Genomic DNA, 16,576 nt, shown 5'->3' on the forward strand with positions numbered 1-16,576 from the left:
TACTTGCTGCGAGGATTGCTCGAAATCAGCAGCTCAGGTTGCCACCCGGGTCGACGCCGATGATGCCGGTGAAGCTGCGGTAGAAGTTGATCCGCGTCTGCACCGCATCGGGACGGCGGCCACCGCATTCCAGCGAGCCGTTGATCGCGTTGATCGTGACGCCGAAGCCCCACGAATTGACCATCGCGTTGTGCGGCGTCACGCCGGCGGCGCCGGTGCCGGTCATCCAGTACCAGATCGCGGTCTTCCAGGCGATCGTCGAATCGGTCGCCACCAGGTCCGGGTTGCTCCACAGGTCCACGCCGATGGCCTGGCCGGCCGCGCGGTAGTTGTAGTTCCAGCTCAGCTGGATCGGGCCGCGGCCGTAGTACTGCTGGCCGGGGGCGCAACCGCTGTTCCAGTCGCAGTACAGCGGCCAGTTCGCCTGGTTGTACTCGCGCGTCGCGCGCAGGCTGTCCGACTCGTGCGCGACGTTGGCCAGGAAGGCCGCGGCCTCCTGGCGCTTGATCGTGTCGCTGCCGGTCTTCGCGAACGCAGGCCAGCCGCTCATCGCGTTGACCAGGCCGGCGTAGGTGTACAGCCCGTTGCGGCTCGGGAACATCTGGTTGAACTGGCCCTCGCTGACGATGAACGAGCCGCCGGTGTTGCCACCACCACCGCCGCCACCGCCCGTGCCGCCGCAGGTGGTCGGTTGCCAGTACCAGGTGCTGATCGTCGGGTCGGTGCCGTCGCTGCCGTTGCCGCCGACGTTGACCAGCTTGTAGTAGCTGCCGTTGCCCGGGTAGCGCACGACGTCGCCCTGCCGGTAGTACACGCCCGCCTGCCAGTCGACCGCGGTGCAGCCGGTGTTGCCACCGCCACCACCGCCGCCTCCGCCCCCTCCGCCACCGCCCGTGCTGCCGCAGGCGGTCGGTTGCCAGTACCAGGTGCTGATCGTCGGATCGGTGCCGTCGCTGCCGTTGCCACCGACGTTGACCAGCTTGTAGCAGCTGCCGTTGCCGGGGTACTTGACCACGTCGCCCAGGCGATAGAACACGCCGGCTTGCCACGTCACGGTGGCTCCACCGTCACCGCCACCGCCACCACCACCGCCGCTGTCGCAGGTGGTCTGCTGCCAGTACCAGGTGCTGATCGTCGGGTCGGTGGCATCGCTGCCGTTGCCGCCGACGTTGACCAGCTTGTAGTAGTTGCCGTTGTTCGGGTAGCGGACCACGTCGCCGAGGCGGTAGTACACGCCGTACTGCCAGGTCTGCGAGCTGCAGGCGGCCGCCGAGACGGCGGCTGCGCTCATCACGGTGGCAGCGGGAGCCGGCGCGGCGCAGTAGCCGGCCAGCGGTATCAACAGGCTTGCGATGCAAGCCACCCAACGTCTTGTCTTGTGGAACATGGTTGTCTTTCCGGTGTTGAAGAGGAGATGCGAACGACTCCTGGGCTCCACGGACTGCGCGATCGTGAAAGCGCTCGCATTTGACCGGTCGGACGAACGGATGCGGGTAACAGCGTGCAAGAAACGGCTTGCAACGTGAGCGTGTCGCGCCGCGGGCGCGGCACGACACCGGTTCGCGCGGGAAGCCTCTACACCGGCCGCCTGGCGAGCAGCGCCCACACCCCCGCCGCCGACAGCAGCGACCCGCCGGCGAGGTTGAAGCGCCGCTGCGCCCGCGGCGATGCGAGCGCCTGGCGGGCCGACGCGGCGAACACCGCGTAGAGCGTCGAGTTCAGCGTGGCCATCGCGACGAAGGTGACGGCGAGGATCCACAGCTGCTGCGTGGCGTCGACGCCCGGGCGGATGAACTGCGGCAGGAAGGCGACGAAGAACACGATGCCCTTCGGGTTCAGCGCCGTCACGAGGTAGGTGTTGGCGAACAGCTTCCAGTACGAACCGGGCACCGGCGCCGCGGTGGCCGGTGCCGGCGAGATGCCGGCGCGCAGCAGCTTGATGCCGAGGACCAGCAGGTACAGCCCGCCGGCGAACTTGACCACCGTGAACCAGAAGGCCGAGGCCGACAGCAGCGCGCCGAGCCCGAGCAGCGAGACGATCAGCGCGGTCGAATCGCCCAGCGCGACGGCCGCGATCAGCGGCACGTTGGCCCGCCGGCCATGCGCCATCGAGTAGCTGATGACGGTCAGGATGGTCGGGCCGGGGATGATCAGCAGCACCGCGGACGCGGCGACGAAGGCAAGCCAGTTCTCGATGTGCATGGGCAATCTCCTGTGGAGCGGCAACTGTAGCGGGGCACAGCCATCAGCCCGCATGCCTGTCGCGCTGCACGACGTGCCTGAAAGACAGGTCTTGTCCCGCGAGTGCGCCGACCAGGAACTCCGGCCGCAGGTCCACCTGATTCAGTGCTGAACGCGGGAACCACGCGAAGATGAGTTCTCGCGAGCCTTCGACGCCTCGGTAGGGACCGGGGCCGGCGAGCACCGGGCTTCCGCCCTGTGCCTCGGCGGTGAAGTACAGGCCGACTTCATGCTGCCGTTCGCCACCGTGGACGAAGAAGTTCTCGACCAGCAGGACCAGCGGCCCGGGCTGGATGACGAGTCCGAGTTCCTCGTGCAGTTCACGCGCGACGGCGGTGACCGCCTCTTCACCCGACTCCACCCGCCCGCCGGGCAAGGCCCAGAAATCGTCGCCTTCTGCCCGGTGCAGCAGCACGTCGTCGCCACGGACGACGATCGCCGCAGCCCTCAGGTGGAAGCGATGCGAACCGGCATCGAAGGAAATCATGCCCATGGCGGTATCCGGACCTTGTTGAACGAGGGTGCGCGACTGTAGCCGCGACGGCAGGTCGCCTGCGCCGACAATCCTTCCGATGCGCCCCCTTCGCGACACGCACCTGTTCCGCGCCACGCGCTTGCTGCTGGCCGCGCTGCTCGTCGCCGGCTGCGTCACGCGCGGCCCGGTCGTGCCCACGACCGTCGGGCCGGAACGCATTGCGCGGATGCTGCAGATCGCCGAGGCCGAGTGGCAGCGCTGGGGCTCGCCGCGGGTCGGCACGACGGCCGATGGCGCCCAGTGCGCGGTGCTGGCCTCCGGCGACTGCGCCGAGGTCGACGACGGCTGCGGCCGCGAGATGACGGCGGCGCTGTGCCCGGTCGTCAACGGCTACTGGGCCTCGCTCGGGCCCGGCGGCGCCGGCGGCATCCAGCGCCACACCTGCCCGCTGGCCGACCAGTGCGAGGCCCGCTGGTCCCCCGAATGGGGCCCGCCGCACTGGACGCCGGCCTGGTCTGCGGCGTTCATCAGCGCGGTGCTGCGGCGCGCCGGCTTCAGCGAATCGGAGTTCCGCTTCGGCAAGTCGCATGCGGACTACATCGTCGCGGCGCGCGACCGCCTGACGTCGGCGCATGACGTCGTCCCGACGCCCGCGATCGCGCTGCCCGGCGACCTGATCTGCGCGCTGCGCGAAGGTGCCCGCATCGCGCCGGCCGAGATCGACCGCATCACCGCCGGCGAGACGCCGACGCCGATGCACTGCGACCTCGTCGTGCGCGTCGACTTCAGTGCGCGCCGGCTCGAAGCGATCGGCGGCAACGTGCAGCAAGCGGTGTCGCGCAGCACCGTCGAGCTCGACGAGCAGGGCCGCGTCGCCGCGTCACCCGGGGCCGGCCGGGCCTGGAACCTGGTGATGCGCCTGCACACCGAGCCGCTCGACTGACACCGCGGCATGGCGCGACGCCGCCATCGTCGCGTGCAGCGCGACGCTGACCGCGCACCACGCGAGCGGCACGACCCACAGCAGGCGCAGCCCGCGGCGCGCTGCCACGGTCGACGGCTCGGCGAGCAGCAACAGCGCCAGCGTCCCCAGCACCGTCGGGTCGGGTGCGAGGCCGAAGAACTCGGCCTGCTGCCACGGGTGCCCGAGCATCGACGCGATCCACGGATGACCGAGCACCGCCCACGCCGCCAGCGCCGTGCCGGAGCCCACCCGCCAGCGCCGGGTCGACAGGCCGAGGCCACCGTGCAGCGCCACCATCAGCAACCCGGCGGCCTGCAGCCCGAACGCCGCCACGGCGTAGGTGGCCGGCCAGAAGATCGGCGCGAAGCGTTCGAGCAGGAAGGCCCAGGCGGTGAACGCCCAGCACAGCGCGACGAAGGCGAGCGCCCCGCGCAGCACCCGTTCGTCGCGCCCACCGCGCGCGCGCCAGAGCAGCCAGGCCGAGGCCACCGCCATCGCGGCCCAGGGCATCGGCCACCACGCGTCGTTCAGCGATTCGAACAGCCGCCCGTACAGGCGCGGCGAGAACATCAGGAAGCTCGACGGCCGGTAGGTCCACCACTCGCTCACGGCGCGCCGACCTCGCGCGCCATCCGTTCGCGCAGCGCCGCATCGGGCAGGCGCCCGCGCGCCGCCGCCATGTTCTCGCGCAGGTGCGCCAGCTGGCTGGTGGCCGGGATCGCGCAGGTCACCCCCGGCTGCGAGACGACGAACTTCAGCGCGACCTGCGCCCAGCTCGTGCAGTCGATCTCGGCCGCCCAGCCCGGCAGGCGCCGGCGCGCCAGCGCATCCATCAGCGCGCCGCCGCGCAGCGGCCGGTTCACCAGCACCGCGATGCCGCGCTGCTGCGCCAGCGGCAGCAGGCGCTGCTCCGCCTCGCGGTCGACCAGGTTGTACGTGAGCTGCACGAAGTCGATCGGCTGCGTGCGCATCACCTGCTCCAGCTCGGCATGGCGCCGGCCTTCGGAGGTCGTGATGCCGACATAGCGCAGCCGCCCTGCCTTTTTCATGTCGAACAGCCGCGGCAGGTGCTCCTGCCACGACAGCAGGTTGTGCACCTGCATCAGGTCGAAGCGCGGCACGCCCCAGAAAGCGCGCGAGGCCTCGATCTGCGCCGCACCGCGCTGCGCATCGCCGATCCACACCTTCTCGGCCGAGAACAGCGCCGTCGGCCGCCCGAGCTGCGCCAGCGCGTGGCCGATGGTCGGTTGCGACGAGCCGTACATCGGCGACGAATCGATCAGCCGGCCGCCCTCGGCGAAGAACGCGCGGACCACCTCGGTGCAGGCATCGCGCGCGGCGCGGTCGTGGCCGACGTTGAACGTGATCCAGCTGCCCAGGCCGATCACCGGCAGCGTCTCGCCGCTGGACGGGATGCGGCGTTCGAGCACCCCAGCCGCGCGGGCCGGCGCCGCGCCGAGCAGCGCGCTGGCGGCCAGGCCGCCGATCCAGTCGCGCCGGGTGCAGGGATCGATGCGCATGCACCGATTCTGCGTCGCGGCGGTCAACGCGGGGGCATCAGCCCCACGAGCTGCTCGACAACATCGGCCAGCGTGGTCGTGCCGCGGACCCGCGTCGCCGCGCCGCCCTCGAACCGGATCCAGCCTTCGTTGAAGCCGTCCAGCATCCGGATGCGCGGCTCGGGGTTGCGCATGCCCTGGCTGCGGAACAGCGCATCCCAGCCCGCGCGCGGCACCGCTTCGGCACGCACCGGCCGGCCGAGCGCCTGCGACAAGGCCGCCGCGATGTCATCCGGGCTGACCGGCACCGGGCCGTCGAGTTCGACGATGCGCCGACCCTGCCCCGCTTCCGTCAGCAACTGCGCCGCGACGCGCCCGATGTCGGCCGTCGCGACCATCGGCACCGGCCGGTTCGTCGGCTGCAGGACGGCCTGGATGACGCCCTGGTTGCGCGCCGCATCGACATCCCAGCGCAGGTTCTCGAGGAACCACGACGGCCGCAGGATCGTCAGGTCCAGCGGCAGCGCCGACCACACCTCTTCCATCAGCGTGTGCTGGCTCAACAGGTTGGCCTGCGCCGACTGGGCGCCGATCGTCGACAGGCAGACCACGCGCGTTGGCCGCGCGGTGCGCAGCGCGTGGTCGAGCGCCGCCGCCGCCGCCCGTGCCTCGGGAAAGCCCGGCGCCGGGTCGAACACCGGCGGCGGCAGCACGAACACGCTCGTCGCGCCATCGAACGCACGCGCCAGCGCGGCGGCATCGTCCATCGACGCCAGCGCCAGCTCGCAGCCGAGCACCGCCCAGGCGCGCGCCTTGTCGGCGTCGCGCACGACGGCGCGCACCCGCTCGCCGCGCGCCAGCAGTTCGCGCGCAACCGCGCCCCCGACCTGGCCGGTGATTCCGGTGATGGCATGCATGAAGATGTCCTTTCGTCGTTTCGAAGGGATGAATCGTAGGAACCGGATCGCTTTGAGTAAATGTCTTCAGCGGCATATCATTGCTGACACTCAATCACGAAACGAAACGACGATGCCCCTCGATGGCCGGCTGCTCTCCAACGTCGGCGTGCTCGCCGCGGTGATCGAAGGCGGCAGCTTCGTTCGCGCGGCCGAGGCGTTGGGCATCACGCCGTCCGGCGTCAGCCGGGCCATTGCGCGGCTCGAGGCGCGCATCGGCGTGCGCCTGCTCGACCGCACGACGCGCTCGCTGAACCTGACCGACGAAGGCCGCCGGCTCTACGCCGACATCAACCCGCTGGTGCTCGGCATCGAAGACGCGGTGACGCACGCCACCAGTTCGTCCGGCACCGTGCAGGGGCGCCTGCGCGTCAACACCGATGCGTTCACGTCGCGCCTGCTGCTCGCGCCGCACCTGCCGCGCTTCCTCGCGCTGCATCCCGACCTGACGCTCGAGTTGATCGCCCGCGAGCAGCTCGGCGACCTGGTCGGCGAGGGCTTCGACCTTGCGGTGCGCTTCGGCGAGCCGCCGAGTTCGTCGCTGGTGGCGAGCAAGCTGCTGGAGAGCCGCATCGTCACCGTCGCGTCGCCGGCTTACCTGAAGCAGCACGGCCGCCCGGCCGCGCCGGCCGAGCTGGCCCGGCACGCCTGCCTGCAGGTGCGTGACATGGCGACCGGCCAGCCGTTCGCCTGGGAGTTCCTGCGCGGCCGCAAGCACCTGAAGGTGCCGACCAGCGGCCGCCTGATGCTGACCGACCCCGGCACGCTGCTCGAAAGCTGCCTGGCCGGCACCGGCATCGCGCAGATCAAGGCGATCGGCATCCAGGACCGGCTCGACAGCGGGCAGCTGGTCGACCTGTTCCCCGACTGGCCCGACGAGCGCTTCCCGCTGTACGCGCTCTACCCGTCGCGCCAATGGCCGGCGGCCAAGGTGCGGGCGTTCATCGAGTTCGTCGTCGAGGTGCTGAAGGCGACGCCGCCCGCGTGACTCGAAACCTCACAGCTCGTCGATCGCGTTCGAGCGCTGCGCATCGATCGCGAAGCGATCGTTCGTCGTCACGTAGAAGCTCGCGCCGAAGCGGCCGACCGGGTGGTAGTCCTGCAGGCGCACGCGCCAGCGCTCGGCGTCGACCAGCCCGTCGCGCACCGCGAGCCACAGGATGCGGCCGAGGAAGACGTAGCGGCTGTCGGTCTCCAGCGTCTCGTGCAGCACGCATTCGAACGCCACCGGCGCCTGCGCGATGCGCGGCGGCGCGACGCAGCGCGACGGCAGCGCGGTGAGCCCGGCATGGTCGAGTTCGCTCCGGTGCGGCGGCAGCGCACTGCCGCAGGCGTGCATCTGCGCGCTCATCGCCTCGTCGGTCAGGTGCACGACGAACTCGCCGCTGCGCAGGATGTTGGCCGCGGTGTCCTTCAGCCGGCCGTCGTGCAGGCGGTTGACGCTGATGAACACCAGCGGCGGGTCTTCCCCGAGCATGTTGAACATGCTGAACGGCGCGGCGTTGACGACGCCGTCGGCGCCGAGCGTCGTGACCAGCGCGATCGGCCGCGGCACGATCAGGCTGGCCATCAGCTTGTAGCGCTCGTAGGCGCCGAGCTCGCGGAAGTCGATGTCCATCGGCGCGGCCACGCAAGATCGGTGCCGCGCCGGCGGCTCACACGGGACTCACTCCGCCGTCGCGGGCTCGATCACCGAGCGCACCTGCGAGACCCGGTTGGCCGGAAACCCGCCCAGCTCCGCATGCCGGCGCACCGTCGCCGCGTCGGGCGCCTGGTAGATGCAGTAGAGGCGGTCGTCGGTCACGTAGCTGTGCACCCACTGGATCGCCGGGCCCATGCTGTTGAGCACGCCGCACGACTTTCGGGATATGGCCTTCAGGTCCTGCGGTGTAAGCTGGCCGGCGCCGGGGATGTCTCTCTCGATCACGAACTTGGGCATGTCGCACTCCTGTGGGGGTTGAGGTGCCCGATGCTCCTGCACGGGGCCCGGCCCGGTCATCAAGCGCGTCTGAATTCCGCATGAATTCGACAGCCGGCGCGCTGCCACCCGAGGAGCGAACCGCCATGCCTGCGATGTACCGTTTCGGCGACTTCGAACTGCAGCCCGACCAGCGCCTGCTGCTGCGCGATGGCCAAGCGCTGACGCTCACCGCCCGCGCGTTCGGCGTGCTGGTCGCGCTGGTCGAGCGCGCCGGGCAGCTGGTGTCGAAGGACGAGCTGATGCAGCAGGTCTGGGCCGGCCTGGTGGTCGAGGAGAACAACATCGCGGTGCACGTCGCGCAGCTGCGCAAGCTGCTGGGCGCGCCGGCAATCTCGACCATCGCCGGCTGCGGCTACCGCTTCGCGCTGGAGGTGTCGCGCGGCGATGCGCAGCCCGCCGAGCCGGCAGGCGACAACGCGTCCGACGACCTCCCCGGCAACCTGCCGGCCCGCACGCCGTCGCTGATCGGCCGCGCGCACGAACTGGCCGAGCTGGGCGCGCTGCTCGACGCCCATCCGCTGGTGACGGTGTGCGGCGGCCCGGGCGTCGGCAAGACGCAGCTCGCGATGGCCGCCGCCGCACAGCGGCGGGCGTGCTACCGCGACGGCACCTGGTGGATCGACCTGGCACCGCTGACGGACGGCGCGCAGATCGCACCGACCATCGCCGGCACGATGGGCCTGAAGCCGGTGGCCGGCGAAGACACGCGGGCCGCGCTGGCGCGGCGCCTGAAGCCGCGCGCGCTGCTGCTGGTGCTCGACAACGCCGACCACCTGGCGCCGGAGGTGGCGCGGCTGGCCGCGGCGCTGGTGCAAGCGACGCCGCAGGTGTCGGTGCTGGTGACCAGCCAGGTGCCGCTGCGCGATCCGGCGCAGCGGCTGCTGCGCCTCGGCCCGCTCGGGCTGCCGGCGGCGGGCGCCTCGGTGGACGAGGCCGCGCGCTGCGGCGCGGTGCAACTGCTGGCCGAACGCGCGGCCGGCGCCGGCAGTCCGCTGCCGCGCGATGCCCGCAGCATCGATGCGGCCATCGACATCTGCCGCCGCCTCGACGGCAACGCGCTCGCGATCGAGCTGGCGGCGGCGCGGCTGCCGGCGCTCGGGCTGGCCGCGCTCGCCGAGCGGCTGCAGCAGCGACTGGGGCTGCTGGCGCCGTTGCCGCAGGTGCCGGCGTCGCGGCAGAACGCGCTCGCCGCGGCGCTCGACTGGAGCCACGGGCTGCTGTCGCCGACCGAGCAGCAGGTGTTCCGCCGGCTCGGCGTGTTCCCCGGCGCGTTCGAGCTCGACCGCGCCGCGCTGTGCCTGGCCGACGACGGTCTGCCGGCGCCGCGCGTCATCGAGACCCTGCTCGACCTCGCCGACCGCTCGCTGCTGAGCGTCGACCGCGCCAGCGCGCCGCGCTACCGCCTGCCGGAGAGCATCCGGCTGTATGCGCTCGACAGGCTGCAGGCCTCGGGCGAAGCGGCGGTCGTGCGCGCCGGCTTCGCGCGCGGCATGCGCGCGGTGTTCGACGAGGCCTACGAGGACCACTGGCGCTCGAACCCGCACGGCACACCCGGGGCCTGGCGCGAGCGCTGGGCGCCCGAACTCGACGACCTGCGCGCCGCGCTCGACGAGGCCACCGCGAACGACCCGGACACCGCGGTCGCGCTGTACGGGTCGTCGTCACCGCTGTGGGGCGCGCAGCTGCTGCAGGCCGAGGCCCGCGAGCGCGGCGAGGCGCTGGTCGGACGGCTGTCCGACGGCTTGCCGAAGCGCGTGCTCGCGCGCTTCTGGGAGGCCGTGGCCCGCGCGCACAGCACCGAGTACCCGCTGCGCTGCCGCGCCGCCGCCGAGCTGGCCGCGCAACGCTATGCCGAGCTGGAAGACACGCGCGGCGAGTACCTGGCCTGGGCCGAGTTCGCGCTGAACTGGCGCATCGACCACCCTGAGGCACGGCGGGCGCTGGCGCGCGCGAAGGCAATCGAGGACCCGCGCTGGCCGGCGCCGGTGCTGACGCACGGTCGCACCACCGAGGCGGTGCTCGACTTCACCGGCGGCGATGCCGAGCGGGCGCGCGAGACGCTGCTGTCGCTGGTGGGATTGTGTGAGCGCGACGGCTACCTCGAAGGCACGCTGCGCACCGGCGCGAACCTGGTCGACATCGACCGCCACACCGGCCGCACCGCCGACGCGATCCGGCGCGGCGAGGCGCTGCTGCCGCGCCTGCCTCCGGGACGGGCGTCGGCCAACGAATTCACGTTGTTCGCGAACCTCGTCGGCGCGCTGCTCGACCACGGCGACGTGGCGCGCGCGCGGGCGGTGGTCGCCGACTGTGCGCGGCGGCTGCGGCGGCTGCCGGAAGACACCTGCATGTGGTCGATGCTCGACCTGTTCGGCCGGCTGCATGCGCTGTCGGGCCGGCCCGATGCGGCGGCGCGGCTGGCCGGCGCGTCGGTGCGCAACTACCGCGAACGCGGCCGGCTGGTGCGGCAACCGAACGAAGAGAACGACCGCTTGCGGCTGGCCGAGCTGCTGGCCCGGCACCCCGACGCCGCCGAGCTGGCGGCGTGGCAGGCCGAGGGCGAGCTGCTGGCGATCGGCGAGGCGTGCGAACTGGCGTTCGAGGCCGGCGGCTGACGCAGGCCGGGCGCCCGGCCGCCCCAAGCCTGTCCTGAGCCTGTCGAAGGGCCGGCCTGCATCCCCTCGGGGATCGGTCGATGTACCCACCGACCGAGGAGCCGTCATCCATCAGAGCTGCCGCGCCTCGAAGGTGTTGCACTGCTCGACGCTGCCGGTCTGGAAGCCGCGCTTGAACCAGCTGACGCGCTGCGCGCTGGTGCCGTGCGTGAAGGTTTCCGGCACGACCGTGCCTTGCGACTTGCGCTGCAGCGTGTCGTCGCCGATCTGGGTGGCGGCGTTCAGCGCCTCTTCGACGTCGCCCTGCTCCAGGATCTGGCGCGCGCTCTGCGCGTCGTGGGCCCAGATGCCGGCGAAGCAGTCGGCCTGCAGCTCCAGCCGCACGCTCAGCGCGTTCTGCTGCGCCTCGCTGACGCGCCCGCGCATGCCGTCGACCTTGCCGCTGATGCCCATCAGGTTCTGCACATGGTGGCCGACCTCGTGTGCGATGACATAGGCCTGCGCGAAATCGCCGGGCGCGCCGAGCCGGGTGCGCATCGTCTCGTAGAAGCTCAGGTCGATGTAGACCTTCTGGTCGCCCGGGCACGGCCTGCCCGCGCCCGCAGGCGGTCGGCTCGCTGCCGCGGAACAGGCGCAGCTTCGGCTCGCGGTAGGTGCTGCCCATCTGCTGGAACTTGGCGCGCCAGACGTCTTCGGTGTCGGCCAGCACGACCGAGACGAAGCGTGCCATCTTGTCGTCGGCCGGCGGCTTGCCGGCAGGCGCCTGCTGCTGCGTGGGCGCCGCGCCGCCCCCGCCGCCGCTCAGCAGGCTCAGCACCGTCAGCGGGTTGACGCCGAAGACCCAGCCGGCGACCAGCGCGATCGCCACCGAGCCGATGCCGATGCTGCGGCCGCCGAAACCGCCGCCGCCGCCACCACCGCCGCTGCGGGCGTCTTCGACGTTGTCGCTCTCACGGTTGCCTTCCCACTTCATGCTGTTCCCCCGGCTGGTGGCTGGAGGGGCCATGGTAACGAGAAGGCCCGCGCCGGGCTCAGTGGATGTCGGGGTCGCTCGCGAGGTAGAGGCCGAACAGCTGCAGCGCCGCGCGTTGCAGCGCCGCATCGGCGCTGCCATGGGCCACCGCGATGCGCTCGTAGGCGTAGGGCCGGTCGAACATCATGCGGGCGATGTTGACCGGGGTTCCCTCGCGGGCCATCAGCGTGCGAAAGCCCGACAGCGCAAGCAGGTCGGCGATCAGCGGCCGTTGGCGCAGCGCGTCGGGCGCCGGCGGCTGTTGCGACGGGGAGAACTGCGACGGAGAGAACGATTCTGTCAGGGCCGGCATGAGACCTCCATGCATCACGGCGCGAGACCTGCGCCGTGCTGCACACGATAGCCAGCGTGCACGGCCGGCGATCCGGCGATATGGAGGGTGCGGCGGTGCTACTTCGGCGTGGGAGCTGCCGGCGGCGGCGCTGGCGGTGGCGGTTCGCCGGCCACCACCGCACCATGCACCACCGGCCCGGTGTCGCGGATGAAATCGTCGAGCTTGTCGCACCACTCGGCGGCGGGCGCCTCCAGCGCCTCGAGCGACAGCACGTCGATGCCGGCGTCGGCCAGCATCTTGTCGGACGCCTGGTTCAGCGCGACCTGGTGGGATTTCTTCTCGAGGAACACCACCCGCTTGATGCCGACCTGGATGATCGACTGCACGCAGCGCGGGCACGGGAACTGGGTGGTGTAGATCGTGCTGGCGGTGAGCGGCAGCACGACGCAATTCAGGATCGCGTTCACCTCGGCATGCACGATGTAGCTGTGGCGCGACTGCACCGGGTCGTCGTCGATGTCGCTCCAGTACGACGGATCGTCGTCGTCGCAGCCGCGCGGCAGGCCGTTGTAGCCGACGCCCAGGATCTTGTTGTCGGCGCTCGCGATGCAGGCGCCGTTGCGCTTGCGGCCGTCCTTGGAGCGGGCCGCCGCGAGCAGCGCGACGCCCATGAACATCGAATGCCAGTGGATCAGCGGGGTGTTTTGCATGACCGCGATGTTAGGGCCGGCCGGGGGTCCGGCTTCGTTCGTCACGCCGGCGGCAGCTCGGCCACGTCGCTGCGGTCCTTCAGGGCCACGCCGCTCAGCTGCAGCCGCAGCGATTCGCCGGCCAGCCACACCAGCTTGCGCGCGGCCTGCGCATACGGCAGGCCCTCGGGCCGCACGTTCGAGATGCAGTTGCGCTCGGCGTCGCTGCGCCCGCGCCGCGGCGCCCAGGTCAGGTAGGCGCCGAGGCTGTCCGGCGAACTGAGCCCCGGGCGCTCGCCGATCAGCATCACGACCAGTCGCGCCTTCAGCAGCTCGCCGACCGGGTCGCCGAGCGCGACCCGGGCCTGCCGCGCGACGACGACCGGGCCGAAGGACCAGGCGGGCGGCGCCTGCGCGCGGACCTCGGCGATCAGCGGCGCCGCATGGCGGCTCACCGCCAGCGACGACAGGCCGTCGCCGACCACCAGTTGCACGTCGAAGCCGCCCGGCTGGTCGGCCAGCCGGGCCATCGAGGCTTCATCGAGCCGCCGGCCGAGGTCGGGCCGCAGCAGGTAGGTCGCGCGGTCGGGTGCCGCGCTGTGCACCTGCAGCGACGGCCAGCCGGCCTGCTGCAGCGTCGCGCACAGCGCATCGGCATCGAGCGGCAGGTGCACCGCATCGCGCGCCTGCGCATGGGCCACGCCGAAGCGCAGCAGCTCGCCGGTCGGCAGGCTGACCCCGGCGCGGCCGAGCGCCACCCGCGCCGCGGTGTGCTGGCGCAGCCCGTCCCACGGATCGCGGGTGACCGGGTCTTTCGTCATGCCGCGAGCCTCGGCAGGTCCATGCGCTCGATCAGGCTGTGCCCGGCCGCGATCGGCAGCACGCGGCCGGCCTCGTCGGTGATGCGCATCTTGTGCAGCCAGGCCTCGAACTCGGGCGCGCGCTGCAGGCCGAGCAACTCGCGCAGGTACAGCGCGTCGTGGAACGAGGTGCTCTGGTAGTTGAGCATGATGTCGTCGGCGCCCGGCACGCCCATGATGAAGCTCAGCCCGGCCGTGCCGAGCAGCGTCATCAGCGTGTCCATGTCGTCCGGATCGGCCTCGGCATGGTTGGTGTAGCAGACGTCGCAGCCGAGCGGCAGGCCCATCAGCTTGCCGCAGAAGTGGTCCTCCAGCCCGGCGCGGATGATCTGCTTGCCGTCGTACAGGTACTCCGGCCCGATGAAGCCGACCACCGTGTTGGTCAACAGCGGCGAGAACGCGCGCGCCACCGCGTAGGCCCGCGCCTCGCAGGTCTGCTGGTCGACGCCGTGGTGCGCATCGGCCGACAGCGCCGAGCCCTGGCCGGTCTCGAAATACATCACGTTGGCGGTGGCCGGGTCGCCCACCGTCGCTCGCTTCAGCGACAGCGCGGCCGCTTGCGCCTCGCGCAGCAGTGCGAGGTCGATGCCGAAGCTGGCGTTCGCCCGTTGCGTGCCGGCGACCGACTGGAACACCAGGTCGACCGGCGCGCCGGCCTCGATCGCCTGCACGGTGTTGGTGACGTGGGTCAGGATGCACGACTGGGTCGGGATCTCGAAGCGGCGGATCAGTTCGTCGAGCAGGTGCAGCAGGTCGACCAGCGCCGGCATGCTGTCGCTGACCGGGTTGATGCCGATCACCGCATCGCCGGCGCCGTAGAGCAGGCCGTCGAGCATCGACACCGCGATGCCGCGCGGGCTGTCGGTCGGGTGGTTGGGCTGCAGGCGCACCGAGAGCCGGCCGGGCAGCCCGATGGTGTTGCGAAAGCGGGTGACGACGCGGCACTTGCGGGAGACGAGGATCAGGTCCTGGTGGCGCATCAGCTTGCTGACAGCCGCCGCAATCTCGGGCGTGATGCCGGGGCGCACGCGCGCCAGCGTGGCCTCGTCGGCCGCATCGGAGAGCAGCCAGTCGCGCAAGCCGCCGACCGTCAGGTGCGCGATGGGTGCGAAGGCCGCGCGGTCGTGCGTGTCGACGATCAGCCGGGTGACCTCGTCGTCTTCATACGGCACCAGCGCCTCGTCGAGGAAGCGCTGCAGCGGCAGGTCGGCCAGGCACATGCGCGCGGCCATGCGCTCGGCGGCGCTGCCGGCCGCGATGCCGGCGAGCTGGTCGCCGGAGCGCGCCGGCGTGGCGCGCGCCATCACCGCCTTCAGGTCGGCGAACTGCCAGGTCTGCGTGCCGATGGTGTGGCGGTAGCGCATGGGGCCTCAGGGCTGTGCGGCAAGCGCTGCGGCGCGCCGTTCACGGCCGCTGACCAGGAAGAGCACGGTGGCCGCGGCCATCAGCCCGGCGAAGATCAGCGACAGCAACAGGTTGTACCAGACCATCGCCACCAGGCACAGCAGCGCGAGCGCGAGCGCGATGGCCGGGAACAGCGGGTAGCCGATGGCGGGGAACGGCCGCGCGAGGCCGGGCTCCTTCTTGCGCAGCGCGAACAGGCTGAGCATCGACATGATGTACATCACGATCGCGCCGAACACCGACATCGTGACGATGTTGGCGGTGAGGGTCTGGCCGCCGAACGAGAACAGCTCGTCGCTGAAGATCGCCGCGATGCCGATCGCGCCGCCGGCCAGCACCGCGCGGTGCGGCGTGCCGAAGCGCGGGTGGATGGCGGCGAGCCAGGCGGGCAGGAAGCCGGCGCGGGCCAGCGCGAACATCTGACGCGAGTAGCCGAGGATGATGCCGTGGAACGAGGCGACGAGCCCGAACAGCCCGATCCACACCAGCATGTGCAGCCAGCCGCTGTTCTCGCCGACGACGGACTTCATGGCCTGGGGCAGCGGGTCGTTGATGTTGGAGAGCTTGCGCCAGTCGCCGACGCCGCCGGCGAAGACCATCACGCCGATCGCCAGCAGCACCAGCGTGACGATGCCGGCGATGTAGGCGACCGGGATGGTGCGTTTCGGGTCTTTCGCTTCCTCGGCGGCCATCGCGACGCCTTCGATCGCGAGGAAGAACCAGATCGCAAACGGAATGGCGGCGAACATGCCCGACAGCGCGAGCGGGCTGAAGCTGTCCTGCCCGGCCCAGCCGTGGGCGACGAAGTTGGCCACCGAGAAGCCCGGTGCGACGACGCCCATGAAGACGAGCAGCTCGAAGATCGCGAGCACGGTGACGATCAGCTCGAAGGTGGCGGCCGTGCGCACGCCGACGATGTTGAGCGCCATGAACACGACGTAGGCCCCGCAGGCCATCAGCTTCGGGCTGGCGGCCGGGAACTGCACCTGCAGGTAGGCGCCGATGGCCATGGCGATGGCGGGCGGCGCGAACACGAACTCGATCAGCGTGGCGAAGCCGGCGATCAGGCCGCCGACCGGGCCGAAGGCGCGGCTCGCGTAGGCGAACGGGCCGCCGGCGTTCGGGATCGCGGTGGTGAGTTCGGTGAAGCTGAAGATGAAGGTGGTGTACATCGCCGCGACGACGGTGGCGGTGACCAGGAACCCGAGGGTGCCGGCGCTGGCCCAGCCGTAGCTCCAGCCGAAATACTCGCCGGAGATGACCAGCCCGACGGCCAGTCCCCACAGGTGCCAGGCGTTCAGCGTGGCTTTGAGATGACCCGTTTGCGTTTGCATGGACGCTCCGATCGCTCTGTCAGGTTGGAGGGGACTGCTTCGTGTTTCTTGCAAGATCTGTTCCGCGCGGCGCGGCGCGGGGCGGCGGGTGGCGGGAGGCTGTGGGGGCTCAGCTGGAGCGGTCGGCCCTGGCGGGCCGACTGCACGAAGAAGCTCGGCTTCGGGGGTGCATCGCCAAACTCCCTCCACTCACTTCGTTCGTTGTGGTCAAACAGTGGCGATGAGCATGTCTACGAAGCGCGCTGGCGCGC

Annotated in this window: 16 protein-coding genes and 1 pseudogene; 3 read left to right on the forward strand and 14 right to left on the reverse strand. The window is 71.4% G+C overall.

The genetic code is table 11. The features are described 5' to 3' along the window. Positions 1 to 25: 25 nt before the first annotated feature. The 3 genes from ASC98_RS14310 to ASC98_RS14320 form a co-directional block, all read right to left on the reverse strand. The gene (locus ASC98_RS14310) at positions 26 to 1,387 is read right to left on the reverse strand and encodes a glycoside hydrolase family 19 protein (protein ID WP_235581271.1); all 1,362 of its coding nucleotides are present in this window, start codon (positions 1,385 to 1,387) and stop codon (positions 26 to 28) included. Positions 1,388 to 1,575: 188 nt separating this feature from the next. After that, the gene (locus ASC98_RS14315) at positions 1,576 to 2,202 is read right to left on the reverse strand and encodes a LysE family translocator (protein WP_056809446.1); all 627 of its coding nucleotides are present in this window, start codon (positions 2,200 to 2,202) and stop codon (positions 1,576 to 1,578) included. Between the two features lie 43 nt (positions 2,203 to 2,245). Beyond that, positions 2,246 to 2,734, reverse strand: coding sequence for an NUDIX hydrolase (locus ASC98_RS14320; protein ID WP_235581272.1), 489 nt, complete (start codon positions 2,732 to 2,734; stop codon positions 2,246 to 2,248). A 79-nt stretch (positions 2,735 to 2,813) separates the two neighbouring features. On the opposite strand from ASC98_RS14320, the gene ASC98_RS14325 reads away from it, so the two are divergent. Beyond that, positions 2,814 to 3,659: a DUF2272 domain-containing protein gene (locus ASC98_RS14325; protein WP_056809449.1), complete on the forward strand. Its 846-nt coding sequence runs from the start codon at positions 2,814 to 2,816 to the stop codon at positions 3,657 to 3,659. On the opposite strand, the gene ASC98_RS14330 is transcribed toward ASC98_RS14325, so the two are convergent. Genes ASC98_RS14330 through ASC98_RS14340 form a run of 3 tightly spaced genes read right to left on the reverse strand, consistent with a single transcriptional unit; the run spans position 3,597 to position 6,096 of the window. Beyond that, positions 3,597 to 4,289 (reverse strand): hypothetical protein, encoded by a 693-nt coding sequence (locus tag ASC98_RS14330; RefSeq protein ID WP_056809451.1) that lies wholly within the window; start codon positions 4,287 to 4,289, stop codon positions 3,597 to 3,599. The genes ASC98_RS14325 and ASC98_RS14330 overlap by 63 nt on opposite strands. Beyond that, a complete protein-coding gene (locus ASC98_RS14335) occupies positions 4,286 to 5,200 on the reverse strand; it encodes an aldo/keto reductase (protein WP_056809453.1) in 915 nt (304 codons plus the stop codon). Before ASC98_RS14335 ends, ASC98_RS14330 begins: the two co-directional genes overlap by 4 nt. Before the next feature lie 23 nt (positions 5,201 to 5,223). After that, positions 5,224 to 6,096 (reverse strand): NAD(P)H-binding protein, encoded by an 873-nt coding sequence (locus ASC98_RS14340; RefSeq protein ID WP_056809455.1) that lies wholly within the window; start codon positions 6,094 to 6,096, stop codon positions 5,224 to 5,226. A gap of 112 nt (positions 6,097 to 6,208) precedes the next feature. Here ASC98_RS14340 and ASC98_RS14345 point away from each other — a divergent pair, with 112 nt between their 5' ends. After that, positions 6,209 to 7,123, forward strand: coding sequence for a LysR family transcriptional regulator (locus tag ASC98_RS14345; protein WP_056809457.1), 915 nt, complete (start codon positions 6,209 to 6,211; stop codon positions 7,121 to 7,123). Between the two features lie 9 nt (positions 7,124 to 7,132). Here ASC98_RS14345 and ASC98_RS14350 read toward each other — a convergent pair whose 3' ends face one another. Both ASC98_RS14350 and ASC98_RS14355 read right to left on the reverse strand, forming a co-directional pair. Beyond that, positions 7,133 to 7,753, reverse strand: coding sequence for a flavin reductase family protein (locus ASC98_RS14350; protein WP_056820055.1), 621 nt, complete (start codon positions 7,751 to 7,753; stop codon positions 7,133 to 7,135). A gap of 48 nt (positions 7,754 to 7,801) precedes the next feature. Next, positions 7,802 to 8,074 (reverse strand): DUF4242 domain-containing protein, encoded by a 273-nt coding sequence (locus ASC98_RS14355; RefSeq protein WP_056809525.1) that lies wholly within the window; start codon positions 8,072 to 8,074, stop codon positions 7,802 to 7,804. Between the two features lie 125 nt (positions 8,075 to 8,199). Between ASC98_RS14355 and ASC98_RS14360 the strand changes: the two genes are divergently transcribed. Then, on the forward strand, positions 8,200 to 10,731 hold the full coding sequence (locus ASC98_RS14360; RefSeq protein WP_162249202.1) for a winged helix-turn-helix domain-containing protein: 2,532 nt from the start codon (positions 8,200 to 8,202) through the stop codon (positions 10,729 to 10,731). Between the two features lie 111 nt (positions 10,732 to 10,842). On the opposite strand, the pseudogene ASC98_RS14365 reads toward ASC98_RS14360, so the two are convergent. The 6 genes and pseudogenes from ASC98_RS14365 to eat form a co-directional block, all read right to left on the reverse strand. Next, a pseudogene (locus ASC98_RS14365) lies at positions 10,843 to 11,704 on the reverse strand (neutral zinc metallopeptidase). Positions 11,705 to 11,762: 58 nt separating this feature from the next. Next, entirely contained in the window at positions 11,763 to 12,056 is a 294-nt protein-coding gene (locus ASC98_RS14370) for a hypothetical protein (protein WP_056809462.1), read from the reverse strand. Between the two features lie 98 nt (positions 12,057 to 12,154). Next, complete coding sequence (locus ASC98_RS14375; protein ID WP_082541540.1) at positions 12,155 to 12,748, reverse strand: dCMP deaminase family protein; 594 nt, start codon at positions 12,746 to 12,748, stop codon at positions 12,155 to 12,157. Between the two features lie 41 nt (positions 12,749 to 12,789). Beyond that, entirely contained in the window at positions 12,790 to 13,548 is a 759-nt protein-coding gene (gene eutC / locus ASC98_RS14380; RefSeq protein ID WP_056809464.1) for an ethanolamine ammonia-lyase subunit EutC, read from the reverse strand. After that, complete coding sequence (locus tag ASC98_RS14385; protein ID WP_056809467.1) at positions 13,545 to 14,951, reverse strand: ethanolamine ammonia-lyase subunit EutB; 1,407 nt, start codon at positions 14,949 to 14,951, stop codon at positions 13,545 to 13,547. The genes eutC and ASC98_RS14385 overlap by 4 nt, the downstream gene beginning before the upstream one ends. A gap of 6 nt (positions 14,952 to 14,957) precedes the next feature. Continuing rightward, positions 14,958 to 16,325 carry an ethanolamine permease gene (gene eat, locus ASC98_RS14390; protein ID WP_056809468.1) on the reverse strand — a complete coding sequence of 456 codons (1,368 nt, stop codon included), beginning with the start codon at positions 16,323 to 16,325 and terminating at the stop codon, positions 14,958 to 14,960. Between the last annotated feature and the right edge of the window lie 251 nt (positions 16,326 to 16,576).

Source organism: Rhizobacter sp. Root1238 (assembly GCF_001425825.1).
GTDB lineage: Bacteria > Pseudomonadota > Gammaproteobacteria > Burkholderiales > Burkholderiaceae_C > Rhizobacter.

Coding starts and splice junctions, on each gene's coding strand:
- ASC98_RS14370 (WP_056809462.1), bottom strand. CDS start 12,056: ATGCCGGCCCTGACAGAATCGTTCTCTCCGTCGCAGTTCTCCCCGTCG.
- ASC98_RS14335 (WP_056809453.1), bottom strand. CDS start 5,200: ATGCGCATCGATCCCTGCACCCGGCGCGACTGGATCGGCGGCCTGGCC.
- ASC98_RS14360 (WP_162249202.1), top strand. CDS start 8,200: ATGCCTGCGATGTACCGTTTCGGCGACTTCGAACTGCAGCCCGACCAG.
- ASC98_RS14385 (WP_056809467.1), bottom strand. CDS start 14,951: ATGCGCTACCGCCACACCATCGGCACGCAGACCTGGCAGTTCGCCGAC.
- ASC98_RS14375 (WP_082541540.1), bottom strand. CDS start 12,748: ATGCAAAACACCCCGCTGATCCACTGGCATTCGATGTTCATGGGCGTC.
- ASC98_RS14340 (WP_056809455.1), bottom strand. CDS start 6,096: ATGCATGCCATCACCGGAATCACCGGCCAGGTCGGGGGCGCGGTTGCG.
- ASC98_RS14345 (WP_056809457.1), top strand. CDS start 6,209: ATGCCCCTCGATGGCCGGCTGCTCTCCAACGTCGGCGTGCTCGCCGCG.
- ASC98_RS14350 (WP_056820055.1), bottom strand. CDS start 7,753: ATGGACATCGACTTCCGCGAGCTCGGCGCCTACGAGCGCTACAAGCTG.
- ASC98_RS14325 (WP_056809449.1), top strand. CDS start 2,814: ATGCGCCCCCTTCGCGACACGCACCTGTTCCGCGCCACGCGCTTGCTG.
- ASC98_RS14355 (WP_056809525.1), bottom strand. CDS start 8,074: ATGCCCAAGTTCGTGATCGAGAGAGACATCCCCGGCGCCGGCCAGCTT.
- eat (WP_056809468.1), bottom strand. CDS start 16,325: ATGCAAACGCAAACGGGTCATCTCAAAGCCACGCTGAACGCCTGGCAC.
- ASC98_RS14310 (WP_235581271.1), bottom strand. CDS start 1,387: ATGTTCCACAAGACAAGACGTTGGGTGGCTTGCATCGCAAGCCTGTTG.
- eutC (WP_056809464.1), bottom strand. CDS start 13,548: ATGACGAAAGACCCGGTCACCCGCGATCCGTGGGACGGGCTGCGCCAG.
- ASC98_RS14315 (WP_056809446.1), bottom strand. CDS start 2,202: ATGCACATCGAGAACTGGCTTGCCTTCGTCGCCGCGTCCGCGGTGCTG.
- ASC98_RS14320 (WP_235581272.1), bottom strand. CDS start 2,734: ATGGGCATGATTTCCTTCGATGCCGGTTCGCATCGCTTCCACCTGAGG.